Origin of the sequence: Bradyrhizobium sp. AZCC 1719, assembly GCF_036924525.1 — a bacterium.
GTDB lineage: Bacteria > Pseudomonadota > Alphaproteobacteria > Rhizobiales > Xanthobacteraceae > Bradyrhizobium.
The window spans coordinates 63,967-81,602 of the sequence record NZ_JAZHRU010000001.1 but is presented as its reverse complement, the minus strand read 5'-3'; the positions used below and the strand labels follow the sequence as shown (position 1 = coordinate 81,602).

The window sequence follows — 17,636 nt, the reverse complement described above, 5'->3', positions numbered from 1 at the left end:
CTGCCCCTGCGCTTCCGGCTGCGTCCGCGCCCACCCTGCTTCTTGGCGGGCTTCTGCTTCTTATCGGCCCCTGAGGGCCGTCTGGGCGTTTGCGCCTCGGCACTCAGGGGTTTTGAGCGAGATCACCAGACCCTTCAGCGTCCATGAGAGATGGCGCTACGACCCAAAAGGAATTCAGCATATGACATCAGCGAATAAGTCCGAGAAGGACCGCGTCGTTATTTTCGACACCACATTGCGCGATGGCGAGCAGTGCCCGGGCGCGACCATGACGTTCGAGGAAAAGCTCGAGGTCGCCGAAATGCTCGACGACATGGGTGTCGACGTCATCGAGGCCGGTTTCCCGATCACCTCGGAAGGCGATTTTCAGGCGGTCAGCGAGATTGCCCGCCGCTCCAAGAACGCCGTGATCGCCGGCCTGTCGCGCGCGCATCCCAAGGACATCGACCGCTGCGCCGAAGCGGTGAAGTTCGCAAAGCGCGGCCGCGTCCACACCGTGATCGCGACCTCGCCGTTGCATATGCGCGTCAAGCTGAATATGACGCCGGAGCAGGTGGTCGAGCTCTCGATCGCCAACGTCACCCGCGCCCGCAACCAGATCGACGACGTCGAATGGTCGGCCGAGGACGGTACCCGCAGCGAGATGGATTTCCTCTGCCGCATCGTCGAAGCCGTCATCAAGGCCGGCGCCACCACGGTGAACATTCCCGACACCGTTGGCTACACCGTGCCGGAGGAATACACCCACTTCATGAAGACGCTGATCGAGCGGGTGCCGAACTCCGACAAGGCGATCTTCTCCGTTCACTGCCACAACGACCTCGGCATGGCGGTGGCGAACTCCCTGGCCGGCATCGCCGGCGGCGCGCGGCAGGTCGAATGCACCGTCAACGGCATCGGCGAACGGGCGGGCAACGCTGCGCTCGAAGAGATCGTGATGGCGATCAACGTGCGCAACGACAAGTTTCCGTGGTGGAACAAGATCGACACCACGCAGTTGACGCGCGCCTCGAAACTGGTCTCGGCGGCGACCTCGTTCCCGGTCCAGTACAACAAGGCGATCGTCGGCCGTAACGCGTTCGCGCACGAAAGCGGCATCCACCAGGACGGCGTGCTGAAGGACGCCTCCACCTACGAGATCATGCGGCCCGAGATGGTCGGCCTGAAGCAGTCGTCGCTGGTGCTGGGCAAGCATTCCGGGCGTCATGCGTTCGTGCACAAGCTGGAAGAGATGGGTTACAAGCTCGGCCCGAACCAGCTCGAAGATGCCTTTGCGCGGATGAAGGCGCTGGCCGACCGCAAGAAGGACATCTACGACGAGGACATCGAGGCGCTGGTCGACGAGGAAATGGCGGCCTCGCACGATCGCATCAAGCTCACCTCGCTGACGGTGATCGCCGGCACCCACGGCCCGCAGCGCGCCACCATGAAGCTCGACGTCGAAGGCCAGACCAGGATCGAGGAAGCCGAAGGCAACGGGCCGGTCGATGCCGTCTTCAATTGCATCAAGCGGCTGGTGCCGCACGAAGCGAAACTGGAGCTGTACCAGGTTCACGCCGTGACCGAAGGCACCGACGCGCAGGCCGAAGTGACGGTGCGTCTCTCCCATGAGGGGCGCTCGATGAGCGCCCGTGCAGCGGATCCGGATACGCTGGTCGCCTCGGCAAAGGCCTATCTCGGCGCGCTCAACAAGATCGTCATGAAGCGCCAGCGCGACATGCCGGCAGCGGCGGTGGCAGGCTGAGGCCACGCGGGGTCGTAGCCGGTCGTAGGTGGGCAAAGGCGCGCTTGCGCCGTGCCCACCATTTATCATTGAGCACGCTTCCTGATGGTGGGCACGCTTTCGCTTTGCCCACCCTACCAGCAAAACGCGGCTCGTTGGCGCCGCGTTTTTTGCGTGAGCTTCCACCGTCGCTGATCTGCAAGGCGCACAAGCCGACCATTGCCCGCGGGAACCCTGCCCGGTGAATGACGGGGCATACGAACCAGCGTCGGCGCTGGAAGTCTGGCAATATGGCGGATTTTCCTTAACCGGAACCCGGGCATCCGAGGGCTCATTCTCTTGACCCGAAGCCCTGACACCTGCCCGTCCGGCCACGACAGGTAAGAATCTTTCGCCAAGCCGCTAACCCTTGCCGGGCTGCCTGGAACCTCTCAGCCTTGAGCTCCGCGAAATACATGCCGCTACGCGTGCAGGCGCGTAACATTTGCGGCCTCCAAACCGTAACTCATCCCGATCAACCAGGAGAATACCATGCTGACCCGCCGATTCATTCTTGGAGCCGTGCTCGCCGCCGGAACACTCGCCGCTTCGCCGGCGTTCGCCGATAACGCGCATGCGTTCGATGCCAAGGCGTTCGCCGCGGCCCAGAAAGCCGGCAAGCCAATTCTGATTGCGGTTCATGCGCCGTGGTGCCCGACCTGCAAGGCACAGGAGCCGATCCTGAGCGATTTAAGGGCTGATCCAAAGTTCAAGGATCTCGTCTATTTCGTCATCGATTTCGACAGCCAGAAGGATTTGCTCAAGCGGTTTGGCGTCCGCGCGCAATCGACCCTGATTGCCTTCAAGGGCGAAAAGGAAGCGGCCCGGTCGGTCGGCGATACCAAGCGGGACTCGATCTTCGCCACGGTCGCGAAAGCCGTCTAACTTCGTCGACCTATTGGAGTAGGCTAGTGACACTGGATGAAGGCTACTGGCGACCCGCGCACACCGTTGGGTTTGGCCTCGCGACGAGGCGCAGTCGCGGGAGTGTCCTGGTGCGCGCCGGGGGCGCGCGGACACGTATGGGCGTGCCGGTAAAGTCGGCTTAGCGATGGGATACCGGCGATGACGATCGGCAGTACGTTTTTGGCGTTTCTCGCAGGAATCCTGTCGATCCTTTCACCTTGCGTACTCCCGATACTTCCAATCGTCCTGGCGGCCGCGGCATCCAGTCACCGTCAGGGACCTTTGGCGCTTGCTGGCGGGTTGTGCCTCTCGTTTGTTGGCATCGGATTATTTCTGGCGACGGCCGGCCATTCGATCGGATTGGATGCCGACCGGCTGCGCTATGTCGGGGCGACGCTGATCATGCTTGTCGGCATCGTGCTTGTCGTTCCGCGACTACAGGTGCAGATCGCGGTTGCTGCGGGCCCAATCGGAAATTGGGCCGACAGCAGGCTGGTCACGAGCCGCGCAAACGGCGTTGCCGGGCAGTTTTGGATCGGGGTCCTGCTGGGCGCCGTCTGGAGCCCTTGCGTAGGGCCGACGCTTGGCGCAGCGTCCTTGCTGGCCGCCCAGGGCAAGGATCTTGGTCAGGTCGCACTGACAATGCTTGCGTTTGGCATCGGCGCGGCGCTGCCGTTGTTGGCGCTGGGATGGCTCTCCCGGGAAACGATGGCGCGCTGGCGTGGCCGATTGTTAGCCGCGGGCAGCGGAATGAAGTTTGTGCTGGGCCTTTTGCTTCTCGTCGTCGGCATGCTCGTCATCTCGGGGGCGGACAAGGCGCTCGAAGCCTTCCTGGTCGAACTTTCTCCGGAATGGCTGACCAATTTGACCACGCGGTTCTAGAAGTTGTGTCGGCAGGTTGAACTCGAAGGATCATGGCGGTTACCTGAAAGTTGGAAATCCGGTTAGGAGGAGAAGTCACATGAAATTCATTGTCGCTCTCTTGGTGCTCCTGTTTGTGACGCCGGCGTTCGCGAACGACGGTATCATTACGAAGTCGAGCAACTACTCGGTGAACGATACGATTTCTCGCTTTGCGGCGGCCGTCAAATCAAGGGAGGGCGCAGGGTTCATTGTGTTCACCGAAATCGACCACGCCGCTGCGGGAAAGAAGTTCGGGATCGATATGCGCCCGCGCACGGTGCTCATCTTCGGCAATCCAAAACTGGGCACGCCGGTAATGGCGAAGACGCCATTGCTGGCGATCGACAATCCTCCGAAGGCTCTCGTTTGGGAGGATGACCAGGGCAAGGTATGGCTGTCTTATAATTCAGCCGACTATCTGTATAAGACAATCTATCCGCGGCATGGACTGGAGACCCCGCCCAACTACGCGGCGTTTACGAAGGTTTTGAACGACATCACGGACGAGGCGACGAAATAGCAGGCTCCTGCGATCTGCAAAACGCTTTGCGTCCTACGCAAGCGGAATGTCAATTGCACGTCTGCGACCAATACGGGCAAATCACTTTTGATTTTCAGCGCCGTAGGGTGGGCAAAGGCGCCCTTGCGCCGTGCCCACCATTCCAACGTTCGGTGCAAGTGATGGTGGGCACGCGTGCGCTTCGCCCACCCTACGAACTGCTGCATCGAACATCCAGCGATTGCAAGGTCGGCAGAGGCGATCAGGCAAGTCACTTCTGATTTTCAGAAATTGTGTCAAGCCCAGCAATCAAAAAGAATCAAAAATATTTCGCTTCACGCGAGAGGCAAATCAGCCGCATATTCCGCCCGTCTCACCCATTGAGGGGCGCTCGCGATCGTCACGAACGTGCGGTGAGATGCGATGGACGCTGAATGCGCGCTAGACGTACGCGCAGGAGGCGTACGGCGAAGTCGTGTGGTTCGGGCGCCGCGGTGCTGGCGTTAAGTCGGCGGGAATTATCCCGTCGGCGACGGAGGCAAAAGAGCCGTTCTCCGAGAAGAGCACGAAGTAAGCCGTAAAGCCATTGCGCAGGGAAGGCCGGGATGCTCCCGCTGTACCTGTATGCTCGTGTGCGCTTTTGCTATGCGCAATTGCACACGAGACCGCGGGTGCAGCAAGCACCCGGTCTTCCCTGCGCCCTCAGTTTGGAAAGGGCGAAGAAGAAGATGCAAACCTCGGGCAGTTCATGTCGCGAGATCGCGAAGTCGTATTCTGAATTGTAGGATGGGTGGAGCGCAGCGATACCCATCGTCTCGCAACCGGCATTGATGGGTATCGCGGAGCCTGTCATCGGGCGCGCATTCGCGCGACCCGTTGGCTCCACCCATCCTTGTATCAGCATGACCTGCTAAGGTGTGAGCGTTCCGCAAGGAATGGCCCGGCCTGGGTGGCCACCCGGACCGGGCCGCCGATCGTTGGATCGTAACCCATCGAAGCATTGTGAGCTGATCTTCGTAGCCGGATCACGGTCGGCATCTTCGTCGAGGCCCGCATTGTTGAATGAGCATCAGGCTCGCATTCAAGGGAGGATCGAGAAGATGAGCAAGCGTAGCATAGTTTGCGCCGGCATCGATACTGGCAAGCACAAGCTCGATGTGGCGCTGCATGGAAGGCCGGAACGGCTGCAGGTGGCCAATACGGCCGAGGGGCACGAGGAGTTGTTCGTCTGGTTGCGGCAGCACCGGGTCAAACGGGTCGGTATCGAAGCCACTGGCGGCTACGAGCAAACGGTCGTCCGGCGGCTGCGGCAGGGCCGTTTCGTGGTCGTCGTGTTCCAGCCCGCGCAGGTGCGCGCCTATGGGCGCTTCCATCTGAGGCTGGCGAAGAACGACAAGATCGATGCGGCCTTGATTGCGGCCTGCACGTCCGACGTCAGGACCATCCATGCCCCGCCCGACCGGCGTCTGGCAGAACTGGCCGGGTTACAGACCCAGATCGACCAGATCGTCCGCGCGATGGCCCGGTTCAAGAACCATCGCGAGTCGTGCCGCGATGCCGCTCTGCGGCAGCTCTGGGACGACGAGATCCGGCGATTCCAGGGGCTTTTCCGGCAACGGCTCAAGCAGCTGGTGGCGGCGATCCGTCAGCATCCCGATCTCGCCGAGCGGCTCGACCTGATCCTCAGCGTCGATGGCATTGCGTTGCGCACCGCAAGCGCCATCGTGGTGCGCATGCCGGAGATCGGCCAGCTCAGCCGCGGCCAGGCCGGCGCGTTGGCTGGGCTTGTCCCCTACGATGACGACAGTGGCGAGCACGCCGGCGATCGCCACATCGCGGGTGGCCGCGAGCGGTTGCGCAATAATCTCTACGCCGCGGCATGGATCGCCTCGCTGCGCTGGAACCCGCAACTGACGGCGCTCTACAAGCGGCTGCGCGACGCTGGAAAGGAGCACAAGGTGGCGGTCGTCGCCTGCGCTCGCAAGCTGCTGATCTTCGCCAACGCGGTCGTCGCCCGCGGCACGCCATGGGAGGTCCGCACGATCGCCCATTGAGTTGCCGGCGAGCTCGGCAGAGCAACCACTCTCCAGTCCCTTCCAGCTTCGTTTCTTGGTTCGACCGGAGAGGCCGTTTCTTCGTCCCGACCTGCTTCAATCCGTGACGCCGCGCGCAGACGTCGTCAAGGATGGCCGTCGCGCATTGCTCAAAGCACGCTCCGTAGCTGCCAGGCCACTCCTTGACGACGTCAAGCGCGGTGTCACACTGCAGTTGGTCGGGGCGCGCTCATCCTCGTCCAACTTGATAGTTGCTACAGGATTGCTGCCTTAAGCCTTTCGTTCCGAGGAAACCAGGCATAGCGAAGGTTTATTGGACGCGGCCTGCTTAGGTTCGGCACGATCGTTAACCTCAGGCGCTGGTCGATTTTGCAGCGCAGCAAATCCTGGCGATGGGCCCCTGCTAACGGGCAATGGCAATTCGGCAGGCTTGTCTGTATTGATGCAACTGGCATGCAAGCTCGGAACGTCTCATTCGCGTTCTGCAAAAAAGTCTGGGAGGATACATGCGCAAATTGATTTTGGCTGCGGCATCGATCGCGGCGTTGACTCTGATCGGACCGGCCGCGGCGCAGTCGCCGATCGTGATCAAATTCAGCCACGTGGTGGCGACCAACACGCCGAAGGGGCTCGCGGCGGAGAAATTCAAGGAACTGGCGGAGAAATACACCAACGGCAAGGTCAAGGTCGAAGTCTATCCGAACTCGCAACTCTACAAGGACAAGGAAGAGTTGGAGGCGCTGCAGCTCGGCGCGGTGCAGATGCTGGCGCCCTCGAACGCCAAGTTTGGCCCGATCGGGGTCAAGGAATTCGAGGTGTTCGATCTTCCCTACATCCTGCCCGACCTCGCCACGGTGCGTAAGGTCACCGACGGCCCGCTGGGTACCAGGTTGCTCAAGTTGCTCGAGCCGAAGGGCATGACCGGTCTCGCCTACTGGGATAACGGCTTCAAGCAGATGAGCGCCAACAAGAAGCTCATTTCGCCGGCCGACTATCGCGGCCTGAAATTCCGCATCCAGTCCTCGAAGGTTCTGGAAGCCCAGTTCCGTGGTCTCGGCGTGGTCCCGCAGGTGATGGCGTTCTCGGAAGTCTACCAGGCGCTGCAGACAGGCGTCGTCGACGGGCAGGAGAACACCTGGTCGAACATCTATACCCAGAAGATGCACGAGGTGCAGAAGTACATCACCAACACCAATCACGGCTATATCGGCTACATCGTGGTCGTGAACAAGAAGTTCTGGGATGGCCTGCCGGCTGACATCCGCGCCCAGTGCGAGAAGGCGATGAAGGAAGCCACCGCCTACGGCAACGGCCAGTCGCAGAAGGAAAACGACGACGCGCTCGCCGAGATCGTCAAGACCGGCAAGAGCGAGATCATCAAGCTGACGCCGGAGCAGGACTCGGCCATGCGCAAGGCGATGGAGTCAGTCTACAAAGACGTCGCCGGCCGTGTCGGCCAGGGGGTGATCGACGAGTTCATGAAGGAAGCCAAGGGCGCAACCAACTGAGACGATGTTGTCGGGGCTTCCGTGCCAAGGCACGGAAGCCCTTGTATGTCGGGGGCTCGGCAACACACGGCCGCGAAGGAAGGTGAGGCGTCGTAAAAGCCTGACCTGAAGGGGGGACATTGATACTGCTTCGCATCCTCGATCGGCTTGAGGAGATATTGATCGCGACGCTGATGGCGCTCGCGACCTTCATCATCTTCCTCGCCGTCTGCCATCGCTATCTGCTTGGCGTTCCCTTCCTGTTTCCGATCCTGTTCCCGATCAACCTGTCCTGGGCGCAGGAACTCTGCATCTACATGTTCGTGTGGGTCGCCAAGTTCGGCGCCGCCTATGGCGTCCGCACCGGCATCCATGTCGGCGTCGACGTCGTGGTCAACCAGGTCAGGTCGCCCTGGAAGAACGCGATCGTGCTGTTCGGACTGCTTTGCGGGGCCTTCTTCACGGCCGTCATCGGCACCATGGGCGCGCATTTCGTCTACGGGCTTTACTACACCGACCAGGTGTCGCCCGACCTCGAGATCCCGAGCTGGTTCGTCTACCTCTGTATTCCACTCGGCTCCTACCTGATGTGCTTCCGCTTCCTGCAGGTCGCGTATCACTACTTCTTCACGGGCGATCTTCCGCACCATGACCACGCCCATGTCGAGGGCGTCGACGTCGAGGCGCCCGGCGCGGGCGCCGCGGAGGTGACGCGATGACCTCATTCATCATCTTCGGACTGCTGATCCTGCTGATGCTGACCGGCATGCCGATCTCGATCGCGCTGGGTCTGACGGTGCTCACCGTCATCTACACGATGACGAACGTGCCTACCGAGTCGGTGGCGCTGAAGCTGTTCACCGGCATCGACAATTTCGAGATCATGGCTATCCCGTTCTTCATCCTCGCGGGAAATTTCCTGACCCATGGCGGTGTCGCGAGACGCATGATCGATTTTGCGACCTCGATGGTCGGACACTGGTATGGTGGCCTTGGGCTTGCCGGAGTGATGGCTTGCGCGCTGTTTGCCGCAGTGTCCGGTTCGTCGCCGGCGACCGTGATCGCGATCGGCGCGATCATGCTGCCGGCGATGGTCAAGCAGGGATTCCCGAGGCGCTTTGGCGCCGGCGTCATCACGACATCAGGCGCGCTCGGCATCCTGATCCCGCCGTCCATCGTGATGGTGATTTATTGTGTGGCGACCGGCGGCAGCATCGCGATCGATCCCGCGGGCCAGCGCGTCTCGTCGGCCTCTGTCGGCCAGATGTTCATCGCAGGCGTCATTCCCGGCATGATGATGGCTACGCTGCTTGGGATGACCACCTTCTACCGCGCCTGGAGGAACGATTATCCGCGGCTGGAGCGCGCGAGCTGGGGCGAACGCTTCACGGCGTTCCGCAAATGCATGTGGGGGTTGCTGCTGATCGTGATCGTGCTCGGCGGCATCTATGCTGGCATTTTCACGCCGACGGAGGCAGCCGCGATCAGCGCGGTCTATGCCTTCGTGATTGCGGTGTTCGTTTATCGCGACATGTCGCTCAAGGACGTGCCGAAGGTGCTGCTCGGCTCCGCCAATATGAGCGCGATGATCCTCTACATCATCACCAATGCGGTGCTGTTCTCGTTCCTGATGGCGAACGAAAACATTCCGCAGCACATCGCAAACTGGATCACCTCGGTCGGCGTCAACTGGATCATCTTCCTGCTTGTCGTCAACGTGCTGCTGCTGCTCGCAGGCAACTTCATGGAGCCATCGTCGATCGTGCTGATCATGGCGCCGATCCTGTTTCCGGTGGCGGTCAAGCTCGGTATCCATCCGGTGCATTTGGGCATCCTGATGGTCGTCAACATGGAAGTCGGCATGTGCCATCCGCCGGTCGGGCTCAACCTCTACGTCGCCTCCGGCATCGCCAAGATGGGCATCACCGAACTGACGATCGCGGTGTGGCCATGGCTTTTGACCATGCTGATCTTCCTCGGCGTTGTCACTTACGTACCGGAGCTCTCGTTGTGGCTGCCGCGTGCGTTGGGGATGCTGTAGAGCATGATCCGGAAAAGTGGGTACCGGTTTTCCGACAAGATCATGCTCAAAAAGACGGAAGGGATGACGCTTCGAAGAAGAGGCATCCGTTTCGCGCATTGCGGTGGATCAAACGGTGTCACATTACATCTTGGTAAGGGAAGCCTCCCTTGCCAATCCTTAAGTTGAACGCCGACTGACGCGGGCTCATCTTCATGCAACCTTTCAAGGAGGTTCGCATGAGGAAATTCACCATCGCCGCCGTCGCGGTTCTTGCCATCGCCGGCTCGACCGCCGTCTATGCCCAGCACCGCCATTGGGGCTACGGCCATATGCGGATGAGCCCGGAGGATCGGGCGGCGTATGCCGACGCGCGGATCGCGGCCGTCCATGCCGGTCTCAAATTGACGGCCGACCAGGAAAAGCTGTGGCCGCCGATCGAGGCCGCGGTCCGGGAACTCGCCAAGCTCAGGATCGATCGCGCCAATGCGCGGATGCGGGACGATTCCAGCCAGCAGGGGCCGGACGATCCGGTGACGCGGCTGCGCGAGCGCGCCGAGACCATGTCGGCAACGGCCACCGCCATGAAGAAGATCGCGGACGCGGCCGACCCGCTCTACAAGACGCTGGATGACAGCCAGAAACGCCGGCTTGCCGTCCTGACCCGTATGGACCGGGGCAGGGAAGGCTGGCGGCACCGCGAGCACTGGCGGATGGACCGCGACTTCGATCGCCATCGCGACTATGACCGGAACAGGTATGACCGGGACGGCGGCCCGGACCGGGGCGGCCCCGAGCGCCTCTGAGGCGCCCCTGATCGGCGCCCGATCCGAACATGGGCGAAAAGCCGCTGAAATCCAGCGGCTTTTTGCCGTTCCGGCTCTCGGCCAAAGCCCGGGAAAACTCCGGCCAGCTTGCTGGACATCCCGGGATCGCTTTGCTAAACGACGCCCTCTCGCGAGGGCTTGCCGGACTTCAAACATCCGGGCGCATAGCTCAGTTGGTAGAGCAGCTGACTCTTAATCAGCGGGTCCCAGGTTCGAGCCCTGGTGCGCCCACCAAGCCTCGCAAGGACTTCGCCAGAGAAACCGTTTGAGAAGGCCGAATTAAAGCGGTTTTTCAAACGGTGTTTTTTTCGACCGGTCGAGCAGTCCGTTCTTTACAATGTGATCGGGATAGGAGCACACAGGCCGCCGCGAGGTCGATCATTCCGGGCCCGCAGGGCGACAAGGTGAAAGTGTCTTTCATCGCCGAACTCGCTTTGCGATGACCACCAAACGGATCAGACTTGGCCCTCTCAAAGCTGAAACAGGGGTTCGATTCCCCTAGGGAGCGCCAAGCTGCGATATCCTGCGATGATCCACGATATTGTACGATGCAGGCCGGATCGGGCCCCCTAGTTCGTCGTCAATGGCGAGCGAGTAGAAATACAGCGCGAAATATTCGGCTGCTGGCCTGACCTAAGCATTGATCAGTGAGGCGATCGCCTCTCGGATCCAGCGTTGTCCGCTGTGTCCCTGACTGCGCTCGTGCCACACCATCCCGACGGCGAAGCCTTCCACGGGGAACGGACAGTCCATCACCTTGAGCGTGTCGGAACGGTCGCGTACCAGCCTTTCCGGCACCAGAGCCACGAAGTCCGAGCTAGACACGATTTCGGGAACGAACAAGAATGAAGCGGCAGATAGCACCGCATTGCGCTTGTATCCGAGAGCAGCCAAAGCGCTATCCACCGGTGTCGCGAAGCCGCCGCCACCAAGGGACACGACCACGTGCTCCAGCCTGGCAAATTCTTCGACCGTGATCCCTTTCCGTAGTCGCGGATGCTTGCGGCGGCCGATAAGCACATAGCGTTCGTCGAACAGATGCCTGGTACGAAGACTGGGCGGCGCATCCTGTGGTGTCATCAGCACCAGGTCGACTTCACCGCGTGCCATCTGCGCCTCCAGCTGCGGCAGATCCAGATTGCGCAGCGCCACACGCACCCCGGGTGCCCGTGTTCTGAGTTCCACGACGAGCGGCTTGATCACCGCTGCCTGCAAATAGTCTGTGCAGGCGATGGCGACGGTTAGCTTGGCCTTGGCGGGATCGAAGTTCCTGTGCGTGGCGACGGTGGCGCGAACCTGGTCGAGCGCCTGGCGCAACGAGTCGAGCAGTTCGATTGCCTTGGCGGTCGGTGTCATCCCTCGCTGTGCGGGAATGAGCGAGTTGGTGGGCATGGTCGAATACGCCGTCGAGTATGGCTACTTCGCCCCGAGCGCGACCTGACGTGGAGCCGGAAAATCGATCCGCATGTGTTGACGTGGGAGCAATTCCTGAAACGCAGTCATTGGCAAGGCGACTTGCTGTCTTATGGCGCCGCTCCTGAGCCCGATCACGCCCAACTTGCACCGATATGAGAAGGCTGCCGCCGGCTGACTGAGGTGCAGGCGACGGCCGCCTTGCCAACAACGCCTGCTATCCATGAGATGGATGGTAGCCAAAAATTTCAACGATTTGAGAACAGCGCTCAGACCAGCAAGAAATTCACTGGTCCATAACGCCAATAAAAGGCGCCGGTGCAGTCGCAAGCCTACTCGAGCACACAAGGCGGGTCGTACTCGTCGAGATTGATCTATTCGTCGATCTGCGCGGCTCGTTCTGCCCCTCGCCGAAGGGCCGCGGCGCGCAAGCGTTCCGCGTCCTACGGGCGCTCGACGTTTGGCCGCGGCCAACCACTGTTAGCGCCCGGGCTCCGGCGCGTTACCGGGCGCTGCATTGGCGGAATGGTTGGTCAGTGGCTTCAGTCCCGTGACGGTGCGCAACAGAACATAGAACACGGGTGTCAGGAACAGGCCAAACACCGTGACGCCTATCATGCCAGAGAAGACGGCCACGCCCATAGCTCGGCGCATTTCCGAACCGGCGCCGGTCGAGAGCACCAGAGGCAAGACGCCCATGATAAATGCCATCGAGGTCATCAGGATCGGACGCAGCCGCAGGCGGCTTGCCTCGATCGCTGCCCGGATCGGCGAACGACCTGCGAACTCCAGTTCGCGCGCGAACTCGACGATAAGGATCGCGTTCTTGGCAGACAATCCCACCAGCACGATCAACCCGATCTGGGTGAAGACGTTATTGTCGCCGTTCGACATCCAGACGCCGAACATCGCGGCAAGCAACCCCATTGGCACGATCATGATGATCGACATGGGTAGGGTCAGGCTCTCATAGAGCGCAGCCAGCACCAGGAACACGAGGAGGATCGCGAGTGGAAAAACCCAGATGCCGGAGTTGCCGGCGATGAACTCCTGATAGGTCAGGTCGGTCCATTCAAAGGCGAAGCCAGGCGGTAGCACTTCGGCGGCGATGCGCGTGGCCGCTTCCTGGGCCTGGCCGGAGGAATAGCCGGGCGCTGCTGCGGCGTTGATGTCGGAGGACAAGAAACCGTTGTAACGGATCGCGCGTTCAGGCCCGGCGCTCTGGCGAATCTTCAAGAGCGCCGAGAGCGGGATCATGTCGCCGGAAGACGAGCGCACCTTCAATTGCCTGATGTCGTCGGCCCGCGCGCGGAACGGCGCGTCGGCCTGCACACGGACCGAATAGGTGCGGCCAAATTTGTTGAAGTCGTTGACGTAGTACGAGCCCAGATAGATCTGCAGCGTGTTGAAGACCTCTGTCACGGGCACGCCGAGCTGCAAGGCCTTGGTGCGGTCAATGTCGGCGAACAACTGTGGCACGTTTACCTGGAAGCTCGAGAAGACGCCGGCGATTTCCGGTGCCTTCTGCATCGCGGCCATGAACGCCTTTGTCGCCTCGTTCAGCGCGTCATAGCCGAGGCCCGCGCGGTCCTCGATCTGGAGCTTGAAGCCGCCGATGGTGCCGAGCCCGTTGACCGGCGGCGGCGGGAACATGGCGATGAAGGCTTCCTGGATCCCGGCATATTTCTTGTTCAGCTCGGCCGCGATCGCGGGGCCACTCAACGCGGGATCGTTGCGCTCGTCGAACGGCTTCAACGTGGAGAACACGATTCCGGCGTTGGAGGAGTTGGTGAAGCCGGAGATCGACAGGCCGGGAAACGCCACCGAGCTCTCGACGCCGGGCTGCGTCAGCGCAATGTCGCTCATCTTGCGGATGACCTCTTCGGTGCGGTCGAGCGTGGCGCCGTCGGGCAGGCGTGCGAAGCCGACGAGGTACTGCTTGTCCTGACCCGGAACGAAGCCGCTCGGCACCTGCTGGAAGAGCAGGGCGGTCAGGCCAATCAGGAGCACATAGGCGCCCATCACCGCCGCCTTGCGGGAGATCACTTTGGACACGCTGCCGCTATAATTCTCCGAGGCGCGCGCGAAGGCGCGGTTGAAGCCGCGGAAGAACCAGCCGAGCCCTTTTTCCAGAACGAGGGTAAGCCTGTCCTTGGGCTCATTGTGGCCCTTGAGCAGTAACGCCGACAATGCCGGCGACAACGTCAGGGAGTTGATCGCGGAGATCACGGTCGAAATTGCGATCGTCAGCGCGAACTGCTTGTAGAATTGCCCGGTGAGGCCGGAGATGAAGGCGAGGGGAACGAATACGGCAATCAAGACCAGAGCGATTGCGATGATGGGGCCGGAGACCTCCCGCATTGCCTGGTAGGTTGCGTCTCGCGGCGACAGCCCGGCCTCGATGTTGCGCTCGACGTTCTCGACCACGACGATAGCGTCGTCGACGACGATGCCGATCGCGAGCACAAGGCCGAACAGGCTGAGCGCATTGATGGAGAAGCCGAACATATGCATCACGGCAAACGTGCCGACGATCGACACTGGCACGGCCAGGAGCGGAATGATGGAAGCCCGCCAGGTCTGGAGGAACAGGATGACCACCAGTACCACCAGCGCGATCGCTTCCAGCAGCGTGTGGATCACCGCCTCGATCGACGAGCGCACGAACTGTGTGGGGTCGTAGACGATCTGGTAGGATACGCCCTCGGGCATGTTCTTCTTGATCTCGGCCATGGTGGCGCGGACGTGGTCGGAGATCTGGAGCGCATTGGAGCCCGGCGCCTGGAAGATCGGGATCGCCACGGCCTGCTTGTTGTCCAGCAGCGAGCGCAGGCCGTATTCGGACGCACCTAATTCGATGCGCGCGACGTCACGCAGCCGCACCACCTCGCCGCGCGAACCGGTCTTGACCACGATGTCGCCGAACTGTTCTTCACTCGCGAGCCGACCTTCGGCGTTGACCGACATCTGAAGGTCGATGCCCTTGACGCTCGGCGAGGAGCCGACCACGCCGGCGGCGGCCTCGACGTTCTGCGCCTGGATCGCCCTCACGATGTCGCTTGCGGTCAGGCCGTGCTCGGCGGCCTTCTGCGGGTCGACCCAGACACGCATCGAGTAGTCGCCGGAACCGTATAGCTGGACATCACCGACGCCGTCGATCCGCGCAAGGCGGTCCTTGACGTTCAGCACCGCGTAGTTGCGGAGATACGTCATGTCGTAGCGGTTGTTTGGCGACAGCAGGTGCACGACCATGGTAAGGTCGGGCGAGCTCTTCTTGGTGATAATCCCGAGCTGGCGAACTACCGCCGGCAGGCGCGGTTCGGCCTGCTGCACGCGGTTCTGCACAAGCTGTGTCGCCTTGTCAGGATCGGTGCCGAGGCGGAACGTCACTGTCAGCGTCATCGCCCCGTCGGTGGTTGCCTGGCTGCTCATGTAGAGCATGTTCTCGACGCCGTTGATCTGTTCCTCGATCGGCGTTGCCACTGTTTCCGCGATCACCTTCGGATTGGCGCCGGGGTATGTCGCGCGCACCACCACGGAGGGCGGCACGACGTCCGGATACTCCGAGATCGGCATGGCAAAGAGCGAGATCAGGCCGGCCAGGAAGATCACGATCGAAAGCACACCGGCAAAAATCGGCCGATCGATGAAGAACTTTGAGAGATTCATTGCGATGCCCCAAGCGCTGACGGTCGTTAGCGCTGCACGATTTGCCGGCTGCCGGCGTTCGATGCTTGCTGCGGTCCGCGCGAGCCCATCTCCGCAATTTCGGTCTTCAGGAGCGCGCCCGGGCGTACCCGCTGTAGGCCGTTCACGACGATGCGGTCACCGGATTTCAGGCCACCCGTCACGATGCGGAGCCCGTCGACGGCGCCGCCGAGCGTTATTCCGCGATAGACCGCGCGGTTATCATCGCTGACCACCATAACGAACTTCTTATCCTGATCGGTACCGATGGCTCGCTCGTCGATCATCACCAGTGTCTGTTGCTGCGGCTGGCCCATCCGCACTCGCGCGAACTGACCCGGAATGAGGCGTCCATACTCGTTCTGGAATACCGCGCGGACGCGTATGGTGCCGCTCTGACCATTGACCTGGTTGTCGATCAACTGGATATGGCCTTTGGCCGATGTGCCGCCAGAGGTGGTCATCTCGACGGGTATTTGATCAAGATTGCCGCGCTTGCCCGAACTATCTGCGATGGAATTCAGCGCCCGCAGCACGATCTCTTCGTCCGCATCGAAACTCGCATAGATCGGGTTGACAGAGACCAGAGAGGTCAGGACCGGGGAGGCGGTCCCTGCGGCCACGAGATTTCCGACGGTCACCTCGATCTTGCCGACGCGGCCATCGACGGGTGCGCGGACTTCGGTGTAGTCGAGATTGAGCTTTGCAGTCTGTAGCGTCGCCTCGGCCGCCTTCACATTGGCGAGCGCTTCGCGATTGGCGTTGTCGCGCTGATCGAAATCGCGCCGCGTGACGACGGCGTTGCCGACGAGCTGTGCGCCGCGCTCGACTTCGCTCGCAGTGAAGATCGCGCGCGCCTTTGCTGCCTCGAGCTGCGCGCTCGCCTTATCCACTTCGGCGGCGTAGGGCGCCGGATCAATCTTGAACAGGATATCGCCGGCTTTCACCAGCGCGCCCTCGGCAAAGTTGGCCGACAGGATTGCGCCAGCGACACGTGGGCGGAGCTCGACGCGGTTGACGGCTTCGAGGCGTCCAGAGAAATCATCCCACAGCGCGGTCCGACGCGGCTCGATCACCGCGATCGTGACGGAGACGGCCTGCTCGGGTGCGGTTCCGGTGGTCGCCTGGGCTGCATGAAAATAGCGGCCGCTCGCGATCGAAGCGGCCGCCGCGAGGACGCCGATGATGGCAACGCCGCCGACAACGCGTCTGAATCGACCGGAACGGAAGGTAGTGGTGGATGGGGGCATTTGCGCGCTCCATAAATGTAGTGTTCGCTACAGATATGGAGCTGGACGACGGTCCGCAAGATACTTATGTACTGCACACTACGAAAATCTTATGTCGGCAAGCCGCAAGACTGGAAATCAAATAAAAGAACCACGACAAATCAAAAGGTTAGAGGGTTGAAGCCGAGCGGAAAACGGCGTCGACTTCAAGGGAGTAACGCGAATGGCCATGGGACGCCCGAGAGAATTCGACGCCGATGCCGCATTGGATCAGGCCATGGAAGTCTTCTGGAGACATGGCTATGAGGGCGCGACCATTGCCCAGCTTACCGAGGCGATGGGCATTAACCCGCCGAGCCTCTATGCGGCATTTGGAAATAAGGAAGGTCTCCTGAAGGCTGCCCTCGACCGGTACACGGCCAAACGTGCGGCCTGGATGGAGGGGGTTTTGAGCGCGCCGACCGCCCGCGACGTCGCGGAGCGGATGCTCATGGGCACCGCAGACAGCCAAACCGATCCCGACAATCCGCCTGGTTGCCTGCTCGTGCAGGGAGGCCTTGCCTGCGGCACCGGTTCGGAGAACGTTCCCTTCGAGCTCGCAGCGCGCCGTGCACTGACCGAGGATCAGCTGCGCGAACGCTTCGTCAGGGCGAAGAAGGAGGGCGATCTGAAGCAGACCGCCGACGCTGCCGCGCTGGCGCGCTATCTCTCGGCGGTATCCGCCGGCATGGGCGTGATGGCATCATCGGGCGCCGATCGCGAAGCACTGCGGCAAGTGGCGAACGTTTCTGTTAAGGTTTTCGAGGAACAGTCGACGAAACGTTGACGGTGCCGCAGTTCAGCCTTCTG

General features: G+C 61.5%; 13 protein-coding genes, 2 tRNA genes and 1 pseudogene. 13 read left to right on the top strand and 3 right to left on the bottom strand.

Features of this window, described 5'->3' with window-relative positions; genetic code table 11:
* Positions 1 to 181: 181 nt before the first annotated feature.
* The 11 genes from V1292_RS00425 to V1292_RS00375 all read left to right on the top strand — a co-directional run bounded on the left by V1292_RS00425 (position 182) and on the right by V1292_RS00375 (position 10,969).
* Complete coding sequence (locus V1292_RS00425) at positions 182 to 1,744, top strand: 2-isopropylmalate synthase (protein WP_334369801.1); 1,563 nt, start codon at positions 182 to 184, stop codon at positions 1,742 to 1,744.
* Between the two features lie 510 nt (positions 1,745 to 2,254).
* Positions 2,255 to 2,647, top strand: coding sequence for a thioredoxin family protein (locus V1292_RS00420; protein WP_334369800.1), 393 nt, complete (start codon positions 2,255 to 2,257; stop codon positions 2,645 to 2,647).
* Between the two features lie 180 nt (positions 2,648 to 2,827).
* Positions 2,828 to 3,550, top strand: a complete 723-nt coding sequence (locus V1292_RS00415) for a cytochrome c biogenesis CcdA family protein (protein WP_334369799.1) — start codon at positions 2,828 to 2,830, stop codon at positions 3,548 to 3,550.
* Between the two features lie 79 nt (positions 3,551 to 3,629).
* Positions 3,630 to 4,091 carry a DUF302 domain-containing protein gene (locus tag V1292_RS00410; protein WP_334369798.1) on the top strand — a complete coding sequence of 154 codons (462 nt, stop codon included), beginning with the start codon at positions 3,630 to 3,632 and terminating at the stop codon, positions 4,089 to 4,091.
* Between the two features lie 1,079 nt (positions 4,092 to 5,170).
* Positions 5,171 to 6,124, top strand: a complete 954-nt coding sequence (locus V1292_RS00405; RefSeq protein ID WP_334369797.1) for an IS110 family transposase — start codon at positions 5,171 to 5,173, stop codon at positions 6,122 to 6,124.
* 506 nt (positions 6,125 to 6,630) lie between these two features.
* A complete protein-coding gene (locus V1292_RS00400; RefSeq protein WP_334369796.1) occupies positions 6,631 to 7,632 on the top strand; it encodes a TRAP transporter substrate-binding protein in 1,002 nt (333 codons plus the stop codon).
* Positions 7,633 to 7,754: 122 nt separating this feature from the next.
* Positions 7,755 to 8,330 (top strand): TRAP transporter small permease, encoded by a 576-nt coding sequence (locus tag V1292_RS00395; protein ID WP_334376900.1) that lies wholly within the window; start codon positions 7,755 to 7,757, stop codon positions 8,328 to 8,330.
* Entirely contained in the window at positions 8,327 to 9,652 is a 1,326-nt protein-coding gene (locus V1292_RS00390) for a TRAP transporter large permease (protein ID WP_334369795.1), read from the top strand. Before V1292_RS00395 ends, V1292_RS00390 begins: the two co-directional genes overlap by 4 nt.
* A 218-nt stretch (positions 9,653 to 9,870) precedes the next feature.
* Positions 9,871 to 10,437: a Spy/CpxP family protein refolding chaperone gene (locus V1292_RS00385; protein WP_334369794.1), complete on the top strand. Its 567-nt coding sequence runs from the start codon at positions 9,871 to 9,873 to the stop codon at positions 10,435 to 10,437.
* 179 nt (positions 10,438 to 10,616) lie between these two features.
* Positions 10,617 to 10,692 (top strand) — tRNA-Lys (locus V1292_RS00380).
* A 188-nt stretch (positions 10,693 to 10,880) separates the two neighbouring features.
* Positions 10,881 to 10,969, top strand: a tRNA-OTHER gene (locus tag V1292_RS00375).
* Between the two features lie 122 nt (positions 10,970 to 11,091).
* Here V1292_RS00375 and V1292_RS00370 read toward each other — a convergent pair.
* Entirely contained in the window at positions 11,092 to 11,850 is a 759-nt protein-coding gene (locus V1292_RS00370) for a LysR substrate-binding domain-containing protein (RefSeq protein WP_334369793.1), read from the bottom strand.
* On the opposite strand from V1292_RS00370, the pseudogene V1292_RS33805 reads away from it, so the two are divergent.
* A pseudogene (locus V1292_RS33805) lies at positions 11,837 to 12,030 on the top strand (hypothetical protein); the annotation flags it as partial. The gene V1292_RS00370 and the pseudogene V1292_RS33805 overlap by 14 nt on opposite strands.
* 321 nt (positions 12,031 to 12,351) lie before the next feature.
* On the opposite strand, the gene V1292_RS00365 reads toward V1292_RS33805, so the two are convergent.
* A complete protein-coding gene (locus tag V1292_RS00365) occupies positions 12,352 to 15,540 on the bottom strand; it encodes an efflux RND transporter permease subunit (protein WP_334369792.1) in 3,189 nt (1,062 codons plus the stop codon).
* Positions 15,541 to 15,566: 26 nt separating this feature from the next.
* Positions 15,567 to 16,808 (bottom strand): efflux RND transporter periplasmic adaptor subunit, encoded by a 1,242-nt coding sequence (locus tag V1292_RS00360; protein WP_334369791.1) that lies wholly within the window; start codon positions 16,806 to 16,808, stop codon positions 15,567 to 15,569.
* 202 nt (positions 16,809 to 17,010) lie between these two features.
* Between V1292_RS00360 and V1292_RS00355 the strand changes: the two genes are divergently transcribed.
* On the top strand, positions 17,011 to 17,613 hold the full coding sequence (locus V1292_RS00355; RefSeq protein ID WP_334369790.1) for a TetR/AcrR family transcriptional regulator: 603 nt from the start codon (positions 17,011 to 17,013) through the stop codon (positions 17,611 to 17,613).
* Positions 17,614 to 17,636: the final 23 nt, after the last annotated feature.